Below are 16,305 nucleotides of genomic sequence, written 5' to 3'. Positions count from 1 at the left end.
CCCTGCCGGCAGGTAGAGAATCTCGCTTTCGCGTCGAGGGGACCCGGGGCCATGGCAAGCGAAGCCGCCACCACTGCTGCAACTGCCACTGCTGCAATCAAGGTGGGGATCATCATGGGCAGCCAATCGGATTGGCAAACCATGCTGCATGCCGCCGAAACGCTCGGGGTACTGGAGGTGGGCCATGAAACCCGCATCGTTTCGGCTCACCGCACGCCGGATCGGCTGGTGGATTATGCCCGAACGGCTACGGGGCGCGGTTTGCAGGTCATCATTGCTGGCGCCGGCGGGGCCGCGCATCTGCCGGGCATGACAGCGGCGCTTACCGCATTGCCGGTGTTGGGGGTGCCGGTGGAATCGCGGCAGTTGAAGGGCATCGACAGCCTGTTGTCGATCGTCCAGATGCCGGCGGGCGTGCCGGTCGGCACCTTCGCCATCGGCAAGGCTGGTGCGGTCAATGCAGCCCTGCAAGCCGCCGCCATATTGGCGCTGCACGATCCGGCGCTGGCCGGGCGGCTGGCGGCATGGCGGCAGCGGCAAACCGATGCGGTGGCCGAAGTGCCGTCGGACAGCCTGCCCTGATGCTGGCACCCGGTTCGACGATCGGCATCCTGGGCGGTGGCCAATTGGGCCGCATGCTGGCCATGGCTGCGGCAGAGCTCGGCTATCGCTGCCATGTGTTTGCCCCGGAAGCCGAATTGCCGGCTGCAGATGTGTCGGCGGCGGTGACGCGCGCCGATTATGCCGATCGCGGCGCGCTGTCGGCCTTTGCCGCGGCGGTGGACGTGGTGACGTTCGAATGGGAAAATGTCGATCCGGCCGCCGTGCGCCACCTGGCGCAGGCGGTGCCCGTCCACCCCGGTGCGCACAGCCTGGAAGTGGCGCAGGATCGCATGGCCGAAAAGCAGTTCGTTGAATGGCTGGGCGGCCGCACCGCGCCCTGGCTGCAATTGGACAGCCGTGCCGGCCTCGATGACGCCATCGCCCGCATCGGCGTGCCTTCCATCCTGAAAACCCGCCGTTTTGGCTATGATGGCAAAGGCCAGGCGCGGATCATGGCCGCCGGTGATGCCGATGCTGCCTGGGACGCGATCGGCGGGCAGCCGGCTATCCTGGAAGCCATGGTGAATTTCGCCCACGAATACAGCGTGATCCTGTGCCGGGGGCAGGATGGCGCGATGGTGCACTGGCCGGTTTCGGTCAATCTGCATCGCGGCGGGATCTTGGCCACCGCCAGCCTGCCGGCACCGGCGCTGGTGCGGGCGCAAACCGCCAACGCTGTCGCGCTGGCCCGCACCGTGGCGGAAAAGCTCGGCCATGTTGGTGTGCTGACAGCCGAGTTTTTCGCCTGCACCGATGGCCTGCGCTTCAACGAAATGGCACCACGCGTCCACAACAGCGGCCACTGGACCATTGAGGGTAGCGCCACCAGCCAGTTCGAAAACCATATCCGCGCGGTCTGCGGCCTGCCGCTGCGGCCGACCACCCAGCTGTCACCGCAGATCGAGATGACCAATCTGATCGGCGCCGATGCCGAAGATTGGCCGCGCCTGCTGTCTGACCCTGGCTTGCACGTGCATCTCTACGGCAAGGGCGAAGGCCGGCCGGGCCGCAAGATGGGGCATGTGACCCGGCTGGGGAACTGACCTGATGATCCGGTCAGGGCTTGCGGGCCTTGGCGGCGGTGGGGGCAAAGGCGGTGCCGAAATAATCGCCGGCATACCATTGCGGTGCCGCCTTGGCGTTGGCGATCAGACGGATGATGTTGGTGTTGAGGCGTGACCATTTCGCGGCGGCCGCCCAATCGAACGGCAGGGTCAGCTGGTCGGAGACTTCGTGATAGTTGTTGAGGCGGAAATTGCGCTCGGCATCCTTGCAGGTCATGCCGCCCTTGCTGTCGGTCCAACCGGTTTTCAGGAACACCGACGGCACGCCCTTGCGCACGAAGGGATAATGGTCCGACCGGGTGAACACGGCTTCTTCGGGCTGCGGATCGGGTGACAGGCCAAGTTTTTCAGCCTTGGCGGCGGCGGCCACCACGGTGCCGATGGTCGAACGATCGCCGCCAAACGCCACGACATCGCCGAAATCACAGGTCAGGATCGGCATGTCGATGTTCACGTCGGCCACGATGCGCGAGGCTGCCACCGTGGGTTGGCGGGAAAAATAATCAGCGCCGAGCAGGCCGGATTCCTCGGCCGTGGCGGACAGGAACAGCACGCTGCGCTTCGGCGGCGCCTTGGCCAGCGCAGTGGCGGCTTCCAGCAACGTGGCGCTGCCGGTGGCGTTGTCCATGGCGCCGTTGTAGATCGCGTCCTCGCCCGGCTTGGCGCCGGCCTTGATGCCGACATGATCGAGATGCGCGGAAATCACCACGATTTCAGCGGCAAGCCTGGGATCGGTGCCGGGCAGCAGACCCAGCACATTCGGGCTGGTGATGCGCTCCACGCCGGTGGCGCGGCGCACGGTGAGATTGCCATTCAGCGCGAAGCCCTTCACCGCGCCGGCCTTGGCGGCCACGCGGATCGCGGCGAAATCCTGGCCGGCGGCGGCGAACAGCGCGGCGGCGGCGGCATCCTCGATGGTGGCGCGCACCTTCAGGCCGGCGCCATCCCCCAGCGGCTGGCCATCGGCCGTCAGCAGGATGCGCCGCGGCAGACGGGCACTGCGAACCGATTTGTCCCACGGCAGGCGGTCCGCCTCTTTCTGGGTGCGCACATTGATCAGGCCGATGGCCCCAGCCGCCTGCGCGGCGATGGCCTTGGAGGTGCGGGCGAGGTGCGCGGCGACTTCGCTGTTGAGATTGTCGGGCGCGCCCGAAAGCACGACGACATATTTGCCGCGCACATCCAGTCCGGCGAAATCATTGATGCCCTGCGACGGATCGACCAGGCCATAGCCGGCAAACACCAGCCCGCCGCTGATCTCCTCGATGCCGGCCACCGGGCCGGGGGCGAGGATCATGCTGACGCCGTTTTCAAGGGCGAGGCGCTGGCTGCCGAGGTCAAGCACCGCCGTCTCGCGTTCGCTGGCGAAACGGCTTTCGGCGAAGTTGACGCGTTGGAACCAGGTGCCGGCATCCCCGGCCGGTTGCAGGCCCAACCGCGCGAAATGCTGTGCGACATAATTGGCGGCGATCTCGTGGCCCCGGCTGCCGAGGCCGCGGCCTTCCAGCAGATCGTCGGACAGAAAGGCAACATGGGCGCGGAACGAGGCTGCCAACGGATCGGCCGGCGCTTGCGCGTATGCGGGAAGGGCTGCGGCGACGAGCGGCAGGGCGGCGAGGGTGACGATGCGCTTGTTCATTGGCGATATCTATCAGGCACGCTAGACCGGTGCAAACCCTCGCAAATCGGCAAGGACCGGGCATGTTGCAGAAATTGATCACGGCGGTTGTGGCGGGGCTGATGCTGGCAGGGCCGGTTGTGGCCCAACCTGCAGTCGCGCCCACCAGCATTGCCCGCCTCGTCGATCAGGTCAGCCTGCCTTATGAGCAATTCACCCTGCCCAACGGTCTGCGGGTGATCGTCCACACCGATCGCAAGGCGCCGATCGTCGCGTTGAGCGTGTGGTATCATATCGGGTCGCGCGACGAGCCGGTCGGCAAATCCGGCTTTGCGCATCTGTTCGAACATCTGATGTTTTATGGCAGTGAGAACAACGACGGCGTGTTCTTCAAGAAACTGGAGGATGTCGGCGCCACCGATGCCAACGGCACCACCTGGTTCGATCGCACCAATTATTACGAGAATGTGCCGACCCAGGCGCTCGATCTGGCACTGTATCTCGAAAGCGACCGCATGGGCTGGCTGCTCGGCGCGGTGACGCAAGCCAAGCTCGATGCGCAGCGCGGGGTGGTGCAGAACGAGAAGCGCGAAGGCGACAACCGTCCGTTCGGGCTGACGCAATATGCCACGCTGAAGGCGCTGTTCCCGGCCAGCCACCCTTACGCCCACGACACGATCGGATCGATGAGCGATCTGAATGCGGCCAAGCTGGCGGACGTGCAGGATTGGTTCCGCGCCCATTATGGCCCCAACAACGCCGTGCTGGTGCTGGCCGGCGACATCGATGTCGCCACGGCGCGCACCCTCGTGACCAAATATTTCGACGCCATCCCGCGCGGGCCGGAGGTGAAGCGGCTGCCGGCGCCGGTGCCGGAGTGGACTCAGGAGCGCCGCGAAACGCTGCAAGACCGCATCCCGTCCCCGCGCCTCAGCTTCAATTGGACGGTGCCGGGCCGGCTCGACGAGGCGTCGGTGCAGACCGATATCGCGCTCACCGTGCTGGCGGGCGGTGCCTCCTCGCGGCTGTTCAACGCGCTGGTGCGCGAATCGCGGCTGGCGGTGGCGGTCAGCGGCGGCGTGCAGGCCTTTGAACAGGTCGGCATGGCCGAAATCGAGGTGACCCTGGCCCCTGGCGCCAAGCTGGCCGATGTCGAAGCCAAGGTGAAGGCAATGCTGGCCGACTTCATCGCCAAGGGGCCGACTGCCGACGAGGTGGCCCGCGTGGCCACCCGCAATGTCGCCAGCACCATCCGCGGCCTCGAAGCCGTCGGCGGCTCCGGCGGCAAGGCGGTCGCGCTGGCGGAAGGCGCGGTCTATGCCAATAATCCCGATCAATATCGCACCGAACTGGGCTGGTACGCCAATGCCACGCCGGTGGCGGTGCAGGCCGCCGCCAAACGCTGGCTGGGGCAGGGGGCCTATGTGCAGACCGTGCTGCCCGGTGAGCGCCCGGCCGCCGAAGAGGTGCCGCCGCCACCGAAGGTTGCCGCCGGCGCCGCGCCCGCAAAAGGCCCACCCCGCATGGCCGAACCCGCCGTTGGCACACCGCCGCTGCTGCAATGGCCGGCCATCGAACGCTTCACGCTGGCCAATGGCCTGAAGGTCGAACTCGCCCGCCGCACCACCGTGCCGCTGGTGCGCATGCTGCTCAGCCTGGAAGGCGGCATGGCCGCCGATGAACGCAGCCAATTGGGCATTCAGCAACTGGCGCTGGCGCTGCTCGATGAAGGCCATGACGGGCTGACCGGCCCGGCCATTGCCGAACTGCGCGAGCGGCTGGGGGCCGGCATCGGTGCCGGCGCCGGGCTCGATCGCACCAAGCTCAGTCTGGATGCGCTCAAATCCAATCTGCCGCAGTCGCTGGCGCTGTTCGCGGCCATCGTGCAGCGCCCGGATTTCCCGCCGGCTGAAATCGAACGCGTGCGCGGCCAGATGTTGAGCGCGCTGGCGCAGGAAGCCAGCACCCCGGCCAGCATCGCCCAGCGCCTGCTCACCCCGACGCTTTATGGCCCCGCCCACCCCTATGGCGCGCCACCGAGCGGGCTGGGCACCCCGGCCAGCGTGAAGGCGCTCAGCCGCGATGCGCTGATCGCTTGGCACAAGCGCTGGATCCGCCCGGACAATGGCACCCTGTTCGTGGCGGGCGACATCACCGCCGAGGAACTGAAGCCGCTGCTGGAATCCGCATTCGGCCGCTGGCAGGCCGACCCGGCGGTGCCACGCGGCACGGTGGCTGCCGCAGCGCCCGCGCCCGCCAAACCGGCCCGCATCCTGTTCGTCGATCGCCCGAACAGCCCGCAAAGCCTGATCCTCGCCGGCAGCCTGCTGCCGATCACGGGAACCCAGGATCTGATCGCCCAGCGCGCCGCCGCCGATGTGCTGGGCGGGCTTTCGACCAGCCGCATCAACACCGATATCCGCGAGGAGAAGAACTGGGCCTATGGTGCCTTTGCCGGTATTTCCGATGGCAAGGGCCAGCTCTACAGCATCATCTATGCCCCGGTGCAGACCGACCGCACTGCCGACAGCATCAAGGCGATTCAAGCCGATATCGCGGCGATCAAGACGACCCGGCCGATCAGCGCCGAAGAACGCGGCCGCACCATTGCCAACAGCGTGCTCGCCCTGCCCGGTGAATTCGAACGCGGCAGCAGCTTCCTGTCGGCGATGGAGCGCAACCAGTTGTTCGGCCGGCCGGATGATTATTACGTCACCGCCGCGCGCCGGCTGGGCGCACTGACCGTCGAGGATCTCAACAAGGCAGTGCAACTGTTCGATACGGGCCAGCTCCTGTGGATTGTGGTCGGTGACCGCGCCAAGGTGGAACCGCAACTGAAGACGCTCGGCCTGCCGGTGGAGGTGGTGAAACCGGAGTGACCATAGTCACCTCTCCCCTTTGGGGAGAGGTCGAGAGACGCCGCGGGCGGCCCGGGAGAGGGGCGGGGCAAGCACCCAATTGGTTGATTGGGCGAGGGGCACCACCCCTCACCCCGCTTGGCTGGCGCCGAGTCGCGCTCTCCCGCAAGGAGAGAGGGGTCAGACCTCCCCCGCGACAATCCGCCGGATCACCTTTTCGAACGTCGCCGCCGGCTGGCCGCCCATGATGGCGTATTTGCCATTGAAGATGATGGCCGGCACGGCATGAATGTCCTGCTCCTCGCGCCAGAAGGCCTGATCGGCGCGCACCTCGTCGGCATAGCGGCCGGAGCTGAGGACATCGCGGGCGGCATCGGCATCGAGGCCAATGGCGCTTGCCGCAGCGATCAGGGTTTCGGGGTCGTTCAGCGGTTCACCGCGGGTGAAATGCGCTTCGAACAGTGCGGTCTTCAGCGCATGGGCGCGCCCGGCCAGTTCGGCCCAATGCAGCAGCCGGTGGCAATCATGGGTGTTCCAGATCATCGAATCAGGCCCGCCCTTGAAGGTGAAGCCGATCTGTTCGCCCATGGCCTTGATGTGCTCGCGGGCACCACTGCTTTCACCTGCGGAACGGCCATATTTGCGCGCGATATGCTCGGCACTGTTCTCGCCTTCGGGGGCCATGCCGGGATTGAGCTCGAACGGGTGGAAATGCCAATCCGCCGCCACCTCGCCATCCAGATTGGCCAGCGCCTGTTCCAGCGCCTTCATGCCGATCACGCACCACGGGCAGACGATGTCTGAAACGAAATCGATGCGCAGGGGGGCAGCTTGGGTCATCATGGGCCTTTCAGAAATCATGCCCGGCGGGCGTGTGGTGCGGCGGCGTGCTGGCCGCATCGCCGAGCAGGCGGCCGGCAACCCGCGTGCCATAGCGGCTCCAGGGCCGGTTGTGATGCGCGCTGCGCGTGGCGGCCAGGTCACCGACAAAGCGCGGGTCTTGCGGGCGGACCTGGCCGTCGATGAACCAGGCGATGTCCCAGGCTTGGCTGATGCTCAACGTGCCGCCGTTGCCCAGTGGCATGTTGGCGCGAATGAACGCCGCCGCCTTGTCCACCTGCGCCATGCCGGCCCCCCAGTTGAAGCTGCCCGGCCCCCACAGCGGCGGATTGACCACGGTGGCGCCCTCGATCAGCCCCTGGCCGGTTTCGCCGTGGCACGACGCGCAATGTTCGGCAAACAATGCCCGGCCGCGCACATCGTCGGGCGGCGTGGCCGGCGCCGCAATCGCCGGAAAGCTGCGCCCCGGCGGCGACACGCCGATGCGCTGGCCCTGCGCCAGCCAGCCGGCATAGGCAGACACCGCCAGCAGCACCTCCCCGCCCATGGGCGGCGGCGCGCCGTTCATCGAATAGATGAAGCAATCCTGCACCCGCTTTTCAAAGCTGTTCATGCGGCCGTTTTTCTCGCGAAAGGCCGGGAAATTGCCATAGGCCGCCCAGAGCGGTGCGGCACCTGCGGTGCGGCCGGCATCGAGATGGCAATTGGCGCAACGCAACTGGTTGCCGGCATGCTGCGGCGCGGCGGCGCGCGTGTCGGTGAAGATGGCCAGCCCGCGCCTTATGGCGTCGCCGGCCGGGCCAGCCGGAATGGCGGCTTCGTCCGGGATGGTTGGCGCAGGCGCCTGTGCGGCCAGCATGATGCCGGCGGCAAGGGCGATGAACAGTCGGGCCTTCATGTCCCTACGCTAGCATGACCAGCATGCCGTAGGAAAACCCTCTCAATCGTTGGCCGCACCAAAGCGTTCGGCATAGCGGCTGGTGATGCGATCGACCGGCATCACCACGAACACATCCACCGTGTTGAACTGGTGATCGACAAAGCCGCCGTCACCCACCATCGCCCCGACGCGCAAATAGCCCTTCACCAGCGGCGGCAGCGCGCGGGCAGCGGCGCGGGTGTCGATGGCGGCAGCGGGCAGCCGGTTCATGTCCACCCGATGCGGCGGCAGCGCGGTGGCGCGCAGCTCCGGCGGCGCCAGATGATGGTGATAAAGATAGGACAATTCGGCGGCATGCAGGTGCGGATCGGCACCGTGCAGCGACGCGCAGCCGAACAGATGGCCGATGCGGTGCTGCGCCAGATAGGAGGCGATGCCGCGCCACAGCAGGGAAATGGTGGCGGCGGTGCGCCATTCCGGGGCGACGCAGCTGCGGCCCAGTTCCAGCAATTGCCGGCCCGGCGCACTTTGCGCGATCAAGCGCGACAGATCATATTCGCCGGCCGAATAAAACCCACCATTCGCCTGCGCCACATCCTGGCGCAGCAGGCGATAGGTGCCCACCACGCGCGGCCGGGCACTGTCAGCATGATCGATCACCAGCAGATGATCGCACACCGCATCATAGGCATCGATGTCGCGGCGCTGGCGCGCCATGGCGGCGGAGGGCTGGGCGCCCATCTCGTCATAGAAAATCTCGTAGCGCAGCGCCTGGGCGGCGGCGATTTCCGCCTCGCTGGCGGCCAGCCGCACATCGAGCAGGCCGGCGCGGTGGATGGCCGGCGCCCGGGCGATGATGGCCGGGGCAACTTCAGTGGCGCGAGAAAGGGCAAGCATGCGGCTGCTCCAAAGCGGCGGGTGACCTGCCATAGCCCTGTCATATGACAGGGATGTGCATGGTTCATGACACCGACGTTGCAGTTGCGTTGCCGTCGCTGGCGGCATTGTCATCCGCCATCACCAGCCCAGCCCGCCACAACCACGCGAAGATCAACACCCCGGGCAAGGCCAGGGCCGTGGTCAGCCAATAGAAATCGACATAGCCCAGGCTCTCGATCAGCGCACCGGCGGTGCCCGAGGAGAAGGCCCGGCCCAAGATGGCGGCGGCTGATGACAACAGCGCAAACTGCGTCGCGGTGAAACGCCGATCGCAGAGCAGCGACAGCCACGCCCCCACCGTCACCCCGCCGATGCCGCTGGCGAGATTTTCAAAGCCCTGCACCGCTGCCAGCGCCCATACATCATGGCCGATGATGGCAAGCCCCGCATAGGCGGCGTTGGAAATGCCCATCAGCAAAAGGGAGAGAAACACCGATCCGGCCAGCCCCAGCCGTTTGTAAAGGATGCCGCCCAGGAACACCCCGCCCAGATAGCCGAACAGGCCCAGCGAGACGTCGTAATAGGCGACTTCGGCCTTGGTGAAGCCCAGATCATTGTAGAACAGCCGGATTGAAAGCTGGCATACGGTATCGCCGACTTTGTGCACCAGCACGAAGCCCAGCACCATCCACGCCCCCTTGCGGGTGAGGAAATCCGCCAAGGGCGCGACAATGCTGTCCCGCACCATCGCGGCAAAGCCCTTGCCGGACGGCACCACCGGCGGGCGTTTGGGTTCGCCCAGCAAGGCGGCGGCGACCAGCGAGGGCAGGAACAGGATGATCGCCGCCAGATAGGCCAGGCCCCAATTGCTTTCGCCGCCGCCATTGCTGGCCAGCAGCAGCGCGCCGGCGCCGGCGATATAGCTGCCCATGCGCCAGCCATATTGCGTCATCCCGGAACCCGCCCCCATCTGATCGGCGCGCAGCCATTCGATGCGGATGGCATCGATCACGATATCCAGCGTCGCCCCGGCAAAGCCCACCGCCACCGCCGCCACCGCGAACAGGCCGATATCGGCCGCCGGATCGAGCGCACCCAGCCAGGCAATGGCGGCGCTGGCCATCAGGATCGCGACCACCAGCCACGCCCGCCGCTGCCCGATCAGGCCCGCCAAGACCGGGATCCGCGCCCGATCGATCAGCGGCGCCCACAACGGCTTGAAGCTGTAGACCAGCAGCGCCAGGCCGAATGCCGTCACCGATTTCTTCTCGATGCCGCTTTCGGCCAGCCGCGTGGTGAGCGTCGAGGCGATCATCGTGTAGGGCGTGCCCGACGCCATCCCCAGCGCCAGCGCGCCGAGCGGCCCGGCCTCGAAATAGGGTTTGATGGCGGCAAGGAATGAGCTGCTGGCAGGCTGGGTCATGGCGGCACCTTGGCGTCGGCGTGGGGGCTGTCAATGGCAGCGAAATTTTTTCGGCTGGGTGGGGAGGCAGCGTCTGATTGTTATTTACAAGGTTACAAAGGTTCCGCTTTTTCGGTGTTTTGGGGCTGAACAAGATATATCTTGAAGCGTTCAGTTACCCAGCCTGCAACCCGTCCGGGCGTATAGTCTAACGCAATCCGGGGCCTGTAGGACAGGCCTGTCGGCGACATCGGCAAGGTTATGATCGTGTATCCGACAGCCCGCTTTACGGCGGCGCGCCGGGCGGATAGCGTTTTCTAATATAGACGGGGGACTGGCATGATCCGCAATTTGTTCACCACCTGCTTATTCGCGCTTGGCGCGGCTTTGATGGTGGCCGGCCTGCCAGCGGCAGCGCAGGCCCCGGAGGCGGCGCAGGCGCTGGCGGCCAGTGAGGATGCGCGCCTGACGGCGTTTCTGGACAGCGAATTTGCCGAATGGCTGAAAATGCAGCCAGAGACCGCCACGCGATTGGGCCTGCAGACTGGCGGCGACCGGTGGAACGACATCAGCGATTCCGCCGACAGAGCCCAGGTGGCGTGGCGCGAGGCCAGTGTGGCGCGCATGAAGGCGATGTTTGACCGCGCCCGCCTTTCTGCCGAAGGCCAGACGAATTATGATATCTGGGCGCTGGAAGCCGAAAATGCCGTGCTGAATAGCAGCATACGCATCTATCGCCCGCCCTTGAATGTCCGCATATTGTCGGCGCCGCACATCCAGTTGCCGAATTTCCTGATCAACACCCACAGGGTGGCAAGTGCGACCGATCTGAAAAACTATATCGCCCGCCTGCGCGGCATCCCGGCGGTGCTGGATGTGGCCATCGCCCGCACCACGGCGAGCCAGGCTGCCGGCATTCCTGTACCGAAATTTCATCTTGAAACCGTCATCACCGGTTCGACCAGCATGATCAGCGGCGCGCCCTTTGGCGACGCCGCCGGCATGGCCCGGGATTCGGCGTTGTGGGCCGATGTGAAGGCCAAGACGGAAAGGCTGGTCGCGGCCGGCACGCTGCCGCAGGCCGATGCCGATGCGCTGCTCGCCGAGGCACGCGCCGCGATTCTGACCTTGCAGCCGGCCTATGGCCGGGTGATCGACTGGGCCAAGGGTTCGCTGGCCACCGCGCCGTCGGGTAAGGTGGGCGCCATCACCTTGCCAGGTGGTGCCGCCTATTATGCCAATGCGCTGAAGATCAACACGACCACCGATCTGACCGCCGATCAGATCCACGCCATCGGCCGCAAGGAAGTAGCGCGGATCGAGGCGGAGCAGGATGCGCTGGCGCAAAAGGCCGGCGTGAAGGACCGCCAAGCCTTTTATGCGCTGCGCGCGCAGCAATATCCGCTCAAGCCCTATGATGATGCGGCGCGTGAGGCCTATCTGAAGGAAGCCAATCGCTTCGTCGGCCATGTCCGCAGCCTGCTGGGGCCGTATTTCGGCACGTTGCCGGCCTATGGCATCGAAGTGGTGCGTGAACCGGCGTTCAGCGAACTGGCTGGTGGTGCTGCCCACGCCAGCGCGCCCAGCCCGGATGGCAAGCGCCCGTCGCGCACCTTCGTCCACCTGGTTGGCATGCAGGAGGACCCGGCCTCGCTCTACACGCTGATGTGTCATGAATCGGTGCCGGGCCATAACATGCAGCAGGATGTCCAGGTGCGGCAGAAGGGCGGGCCGAAGTTCCGCGCCGTCATTTTCTATGTCGCGTTCGGCGAAGGTTGGGGGCTGTATGCGGAGCGCATGTGCTCGGAAATGAACGCCTTCCCCGATATCGCTGCCGATTTCATGCGACTGGAATTCGAATTGTTCCGCGCGGCCCGGCTGGTGGTGGATACCGGTATCCACGCGCTGGGCTGGAGTGAGGACGAGGCGGTGAAGTATATGAACGAAACCGGCCGCGCCTCTCCGGAAATGGCGCGTTCGGAAGTGCGCCGCTATATCACCTACCCAGGTCAGGCCACCGGCTACAAGATCGGCATGCTGAAGATCATGGAAGTGCGTGCCAAAGCCGAAAAGGCGCTGGGGGCGAAGTTCGACATCAAGGGCTTCCACGATCTGTTGATCGCGTCGGGGTCACAGCCGCTGTCGGTTATGGAGCGGCGGGTGGATGACTGGATTGCGGCCCGCAAAGGCTGATCCTGTCAGCTTGGGGCGGCTTGTGCCGGGAGGGGAAAGGAGTCAGTCTTTGCCCTATGGATATTGCCTTCACGCACCGTCACCCCACCCCCGGCCAGCGCGCGCTGGCGGCCGGGATTCCAGCGGCGGCGGGACGGCCGGCCAGCGGTGTAATGCGGGAGATTCCGGCCAGCGCCTACACCTGCCCTGATCATTTCGCCGCGGAATGGGCCCGCGTGTTCAAACGGCTCCCCGTGGTGATTGCGCCATCCGCCCTGCTGCCGCAGCCGAACATGGCGGTGCCGCATGACGGGTTTGGTTTGCCGCTGCTGATATCGCGCGATGGCAAGGGCGTGGTTCGGGTGTTCATGAATGTCTGCCGGCATCGCGGCACGCGGCTGGTGGAGGGGTGTGATCTGGTCAAGTCGCCCGCGCTGGTCTGCCCCTATCACGCCTGGAGCTATGGCACAGACGGCCGGCTGAAGGGTCTGCCGCGCGCCGAAAGCTTCGCCGGGCTGGACAAGGCCGAGCGCGGCCTGATCGAAATGCCGAGCCTGGAGGCTGGCGGGCTGATCTGGGTGGGGCTGGACCGCGAGCGCGCGCCGGATTTCAGCCTGGCCGCCGGGCCATTGGCGGCAGATTTCGATGCCATCGGCTTCCCGCAACAGCATCTTTATGCGCGGCGCACCCACAAGGTGGCAGCGAACTGGAAGCTGATCATGGATGCCTTCCTGGAAAGCTACCATGTGCTCCGGCTGCACGCGAACACCATCGCGCCCTATTTTCAGGATGGCGTGACCACGGGCGACCGTATCGGGCCGCACCAGCGCTCGGCCGTGGCCCGGCTGTCGGCGCTGGACGGCATGGACCTTGATGACATGCGCGACCTGCGGCGCACCATGACCTTCACCTACACGCTGACGCCGGGCACGGTGATCGTCGCCAGCCCGGATTATATCAACATCATGGTGGTGATGCCGCGCGGGGTGGGCGAGACCTGGGTGGAGGATTTCATGCTGATCCCCGAACCGCCGCGCGATGAAAAGGCCGAGCGGCACTGGGCGAAAAGCTGGGCGTTGCTCGATGGCGCGGTGTTCGGTTCCGAAGATTTCCGCGCTGCGGCGCTGGGCCAGGAAGGGCTGATGTCGGGCGCGGTCGACCATATCCTCATTGGCGGGATGGAGCAGGGCATCGGCACGCTGCATGACACGCTGGCGGGGCTCATGGGGCAGGGCTGATGGCCGATTGAACCGGGTAGTCCGGGCGATTTGTGCATGTTCGCCTCTTGCAAAACCGTGTCGCAATCCTAACACAGGTGTAGGTGCGCCGCGCCCATGCTAGGGTGGCGCGGCAGGAGTGAGAACAATGTCGGACGAAGTTGCCATCAAGCTGGAAGCCCCTGTTGCGGTGAGCGCCATCGCGCCGACCCGCGCCGCCGGGCTGGTGCCGTTGAAGGATCAGGAGCGCGCGGCGCTCGATGCCAAGGTGGACAGTTTCATCGATGATCTGATCGCCACTGACGCTTCCAGCCCGGAATTCGGCAAGAAGGTCGATGCGCTGGCCAATCTGGGCGCCACCGAAATCGCCCGCGCCGCGGCGCAATCCAACCGCTTTCTGGAACGGCCGACCCGGGCGATCAACAAGGAGACGGGGATCGGCGCCGATCTGGTGCAGCTCAGGAAGATCGTCGAGGATCTCGATCCCGGCAAATCCGGCAAGATGACCGGCCGCAAGAAACTTTTTGGCCTGATCCCGTTCGGCGGTGACAAGCTGCGCAGCTATTTCGACAGCTACAAGAGCGCGCAGGGCAATATCAACGCCATCCTGGGCGCGCTGAAAAGCGGCAAGGACGAATTGCTGAAGGACAATATCGCCGTCGAGGATGAGCGCGCCAAGCTGTGGGACGCGATGGGCAAGCTGGAACAGATGGTCCACATGTCCAAGGTGCTCGACAGCCGGCTGGAGGAAAAGGCTGCCGAACTGGATGTGAGCGACCCGGCCAAGGCCAAGGCGCTGCGCGAGAGCGCGCTGTTTTATGTGCGCCAGCGCACGCAGGATCTGCTGACGCAGCTCGCCGTGTCGGTGCAAGGCTATCTGGCGCTCGATCTGGTGAAGAAGAACAATGTCGAGCTGATGAAGGGCGTGGATCGCGCCAGCACGACGACGGTGAGCGCGCTGCGCACCGCGGTGACGGTGGCCGAAGCGATGACCAACCAGAAACTGGTGCTGGAACAGATCACGTCGCTGAACGCCACCACGGCCGGCATCATCGATTCGACCGGCGAGCTGTTGAAGAACAACACCGCCAGCATCCACGAACAGGCGGCCAGCAGCACCATTCCGGTGGAAACGCTGCAACGCGCCTTCCAGAATGTCTATCAGACGATGGACGCCATCGACACGTTCAAGCTGAAATCATTGGAAGCGATGAAGACCACGGTCGATACGCTGAGCATCGAGGTGGAGAAGAGCCGCGCCTATGTGGCGCGCGCGCAAGGCCAGGCCGAAGCCCAGAACGCGGGCCCGCAAAGCAGCCTGACGGCGCTGAGCTGAGATGGCCAGTGGCGCTCCGCTGAACGAGGCTGACGTGCGCCGGCGCCGGCTGGCGCGCGCCGAAGCCCAACAGATGGCGCGCAACCGCCGCTGGGAAAAGCGCAAGGCCAACATGGCCAAGCGAGTGACGCGCGGCATGGCAGCGTTCCTGGCCTCGCTGGTGGCCTTCATCGTCTATGGCTGGATGGCGGGCGGCGCCGGCATCGGGCTGTTCCTGCTGGCGCTGGTGCTGCTGCCGATGGCGGGGATCGCCGGCATGCTGCTGCCGATCGGCGGCCCGGATGTGGACAAGATCGACAAGGCGACTCCGGCGGAACTGCCCGGCATCACCGAGGCCTTGCTGGACAAACAGCGCCGGCAATTGCCGCGGCTGGCGGCGCCGCAACTCGATGGCATCGCCGTGCAACTGGCGGCGCTGGAAACCCAATTGGCGCGCGTACCGGCCGATCATCCGGTGGCGCAGGATATCGGCCGGCTGCTCGGCAGCCATCTGCCCGAACTGGTGGATCGTTATACGCGCATCCCAACGATCCAGCGCGCCAATGTGGTGGAGCATGATGGCCGCACGCCGGAAGCCACGGTGGTCGATGGCCTGAAGACGGTGGAGGCCGAACTGGCGCGCGCCTCGGCGTTGCTGGCCGAATCCGATCGCGACGGTTTGCGCGTGCAGGGCCGCTTTCTGGAAGCGCGCTATGGCGAGGGGCAGGGCGGCTGACCCTGCCGGGCTGCGGCTGCAATCGCCTGTGACAGGTGCGGGGCCGCCACCGCGCCAATGCCAAGGCACCGGCGCGGCGGCTGGCCCCGCCTGTTTTCAGGCGGCGACCGCCAAACGGCGCCGGCGCATGACCGCACCGGTCAAACCGAAGGCTGCGACCAGCATGATCCAGGTGGCCGGTTCCGGCACGGCGTTGTTGCTGATCGTGATGCTGTCGTAAACGGTATTGCTGTAGACCCCGGCTACGTGAGACTCGATCTGGCCATTGCTGAAGCCGAAGCCCCCATCGCTGAGATTGGGTGAATAGGCCGACAGCAGATAGCTGGCGCAGCAGCCCTGATTGCCGCCGACGGTGCCCCCATAAAAGCTGTTCGACACCGTATTGTAGCCGAAGTGACGATAATTGTCCCACGCTGTGACAGTGGAAAAATTATAATTGGCCACATTGCCCTGGCTAAAGACCCGAAGCGAGAAATCGGACAGGTTGTTGTAGCCCTGCACATTGCCGACAATGCTGTCGTCATAGCTGAAGGAGCCCTTGGCCGTTGTGACACCCAAATTCTGTAACAGGAAATATTTGGTGACGGTGGCGGCCTGCGCCATGGTGTTGGCACCGAATGCAAGGATTGCACCCAGCAGAAGCTTTTTGATCATTGCTTGTCTCCCCGGTTGATGACCGACGAATAATTAATGATAGATCAATAATCCTGTAAAGAACTTT

Annotated in this window: 13 protein-coding genes; 7 read left to right on the top strand and 6 right to left on the bottom strand. The window is 65.5% G+C overall.

Translation table 11 applies throughout. The annotated features are described in order from the left end of the window. The first annotated feature begins 51 nt into the window (after positions 1-51). Positions 52-582 carry a 5-(carboxyamino)imidazole ribonucleotide mutase gene (purE, locus tag AC6UUM_RS13880; protein WP_500802855.1) on the top strand — a complete coding sequence of 177 codons (531 nt, stop codon included), beginning with the start codon at positions 52-54 and terminating at the stop codon, positions 580-582. Continuing rightward, entirely contained in the window at positions 582-1,646 is a 1,065-nt protein-coding gene (locus AC6UUM_RS13875) for a 5-(carboxyamino)imidazole ribonucleotide synthase (RefSeq protein WP_500802854.1), read from the top strand. Before purE ends, AC6UUM_RS13875 begins: the two co-directional genes overlap by 1 nt. A 13-nt stretch (positions 1,647-1,659) precedes the next feature. On the opposite strand, the gene AC6UUM_RS13870 is transcribed toward AC6UUM_RS13875, so the two are convergent. Beyond that, a complete protein-coding gene (locus AC6UUM_RS13870) occupies positions 1,660-3,306 on the bottom strand; it encodes a M28 family peptidase (protein WP_500802853.1) in 1,647 nt (548 codons plus the stop codon). A 62-nt stretch (positions 3,307-3,368) separates the two neighbouring features. On the opposite strand from AC6UUM_RS13870, the gene AC6UUM_RS13865 reads away from it, so the two are divergent. Beyond that, on the top strand, positions 3,369-6,164 hold the full coding sequence (locus tag AC6UUM_RS13865) for a M16 family metallopeptidase (protein ID WP_500802852.1): 2,796 nt from the start codon (positions 3,369-3,371) through the stop codon (positions 6,162-6,164). Positions 6,165-6,323: 159 nt separating this feature from the next. Here AC6UUM_RS13865 and AC6UUM_RS13860 read toward each other — a convergent pair whose 3' ends face one another. The 4 genes from AC6UUM_RS13860 to AC6UUM_RS13845 all read right to left on the bottom strand — a co-directional run bounded on the left by AC6UUM_RS13860 (position 6,324) and on the right by AC6UUM_RS13845 (position 10,165). Continuing rightward, positions 6,324-6,986 carry a DsbA family oxidoreductase gene (locus tag AC6UUM_RS13860; RefSeq protein ID WP_500802851.1) on the bottom strand — a complete coding sequence of 221 codons (663 nt, stop codon included), beginning with the start codon at positions 6,984-6,986 and terminating at the stop codon, positions 6,324-6,326. A gap of 7 nt (positions 6,987-6,993) precedes the next feature. Beyond that, positions 6,994-7,881: a c-type cytochrome gene (locus AC6UUM_RS13855; protein ID WP_500802850.1), complete on the bottom strand. Its 888-nt coding sequence runs from the start codon at positions 7,879-7,881 to the stop codon at positions 6,994-6,996. 42 nt (positions 7,882-7,923) lie between these two features. Next, positions 7,924-8,760 (bottom strand): l-ornithine N(alpha)-acyltransferase, encoded by an 837-nt coding sequence (gene olsB / locus AC6UUM_RS13850; RefSeq protein ID WP_500802849.1) that lies wholly within the window; start codon positions 8,758-8,760, stop codon positions 7,924-7,926. A 64-nt stretch (positions 8,761-8,824) separates the two neighbouring features. Beyond that, positions 8,825-10,165 carry an MFS transporter gene (locus AC6UUM_RS13845; protein WP_500802848.1) on the bottom strand — a complete coding sequence of 447 codons (1,341 nt, stop codon included), beginning with the start codon at positions 10,163-10,165 and terminating at the stop codon, positions 8,825-8,827. Positions 10,166-10,483: 318 nt separating this feature from the next. On the opposite strand from AC6UUM_RS13845, the gene AC6UUM_RS13840 reads away from it, so the two are divergent. The 4 genes from AC6UUM_RS13840 to AC6UUM_RS13825 all read left to right on the top strand — a co-directional run bounded on the left by AC6UUM_RS13840 (position 10,484) and on the right by AC6UUM_RS13825 (position 15,584). Next, positions 10,484-12,337 (top strand): DUF885 domain-containing protein, encoded by a 1,854-nt coding sequence (locus AC6UUM_RS13840; RefSeq protein ID WP_500802847.1) that lies wholly within the window; start codon positions 10,484-10,486, stop codon positions 12,335-12,337. A 56-nt stretch (positions 12,338-12,393) separates the two neighbouring features. Further along, entirely contained in the window at positions 12,394-13,554 is a 1,161-nt protein-coding gene (locus AC6UUM_RS13835) for an aromatic ring-hydroxylating oxygenase subunit alpha (protein ID WP_500802846.1), read from the top strand. A gap of 127 nt (positions 13,555-13,681) precedes the next feature. Further along, positions 13,682-14,869, top strand: coding sequence for a toxic anion resistance protein (locus AC6UUM_RS13830; RefSeq protein ID WP_500802845.1), 1,188 nt, complete (start codon positions 13,682-13,684; stop codon positions 14,867-14,869). A gap of 1 nt (position 14,870) precedes the next feature. Next, positions 14,871-15,584, top strand: a complete 714-nt coding sequence (locus AC6UUM_RS13825; RefSeq protein WP_500802844.1) for a hypothetical protein — start codon at positions 14,871-14,873, stop codon at positions 15,582-15,584. A gap of 96 nt (positions 15,585-15,680) precedes the next feature. On the opposite strand, the gene AC6UUM_RS13820 is transcribed toward AC6UUM_RS13825, so the two are convergent. Further along, the gene (locus tag AC6UUM_RS13820; protein ID WP_500802843.1) at positions 15,681-16,187 is read right to left on the bottom strand and encodes a PEPxxWA-CTERM sorting domain-containing protein; all 507 of its coding nucleotides are present in this window, start codon (positions 16,185-16,187) and stop codon (positions 15,681-15,683) included. Between the last annotated feature and the right edge of the window lie 118 nt (positions 16,188-16,305).

It is taken from the genome of Sandarakinorhabdus sp. (assembly GCF_987265915.1).
Note: the sequence above shows the minus strand (reverse complement) of the source record. Positions and strands in the feature narration are given on the sequence as shown.

Excerpts from the sequence above, each read along its gene's own strand:
- purE (WP_500802855.1), top strand. The coding sequence starts at position 52 with ATGGCAAGCGAAGCCGCCACCACTGCTGCAACTGCCACTGCTGCAATC.
- AC6UUM_RS13875 (WP_500802854.1), top strand. The coding sequence starts at position 582 with ATGCTGGCACCCGGTTCGACGATCGGCATCCTGGGCGGTGGCCAATTG.
- AC6UUM_RS13870 (WP_500802853.1), bottom strand. The coding sequence starts at position 3,306 with ATGAACAAGCGCATCGTCACCCTCGCCGCCCTGCCGCTCGTCGCCGCA.
- AC6UUM_RS13865 (WP_500802852.1), top strand. The coding sequence starts at position 3,369 with ATGTTGCAGAAATTGATCACGGCGGTTGTGGCGGGGCTGATGCTGGCA.
- AC6UUM_RS13860 (WP_500802851.1), bottom strand. The coding sequence starts at position 6,986 with ATGATGACCCAAGCTGCCCCCCTGCGCATCGATTTCGTTTCAGACATC.
- AC6UUM_RS13855 (WP_500802850.1), bottom strand. The coding sequence starts at position 7,881 with ATGAAGGCCCGACTGTTCATCGCCCTTGCCGCCGGCATCATGCTGGCC.
- olsB (WP_500802849.1), bottom strand. The coding sequence starts at position 8,760 with ATGCTTGCCCTTTCTCGCGCCACTGAAGTTGCCCCGGCCATCATCGCC.
- AC6UUM_RS13845 (WP_500802848.1), bottom strand. The coding sequence starts at position 10,165 with ATGACCCAGCCTGCCAGCAGCTCATTCCTTGCCGCCATCAAACCCTAT.
- AC6UUM_RS13840 (WP_500802847.1), top strand. The coding sequence starts at position 10,484 with ATGATCCGCAATTTGTTCACCACCTGCTTATTCGCGCTTGGCGCGGCT.
- AC6UUM_RS13835 (WP_500802846.1), top strand. The coding sequence starts at position 12,394 with ATGGATATTGCCTTCACGCACCGTCACCCCACCCCCGGCCAGCGCGCG.
- AC6UUM_RS13830 (WP_500802845.1), top strand. The coding sequence starts at position 13,682 with ATGTCGGACGAAGTTGCCATCAAGCTGGAAGCCCCTGTTGCGGTGAGC.
- AC6UUM_RS13825 (WP_500802844.1), top strand. The coding sequence starts at position 14,871 with ATGGCCAGTGGCGCTCCGCTGAACGAGGCTGACGTGCGCCGGCGCCGG.
- AC6UUM_RS13820 (WP_500802843.1), bottom strand. The coding sequence starts at position 16,187 with ATGGCGCAGGCCGCCACCGTCACCAAATATTTCCTGTTACAGAATTTG.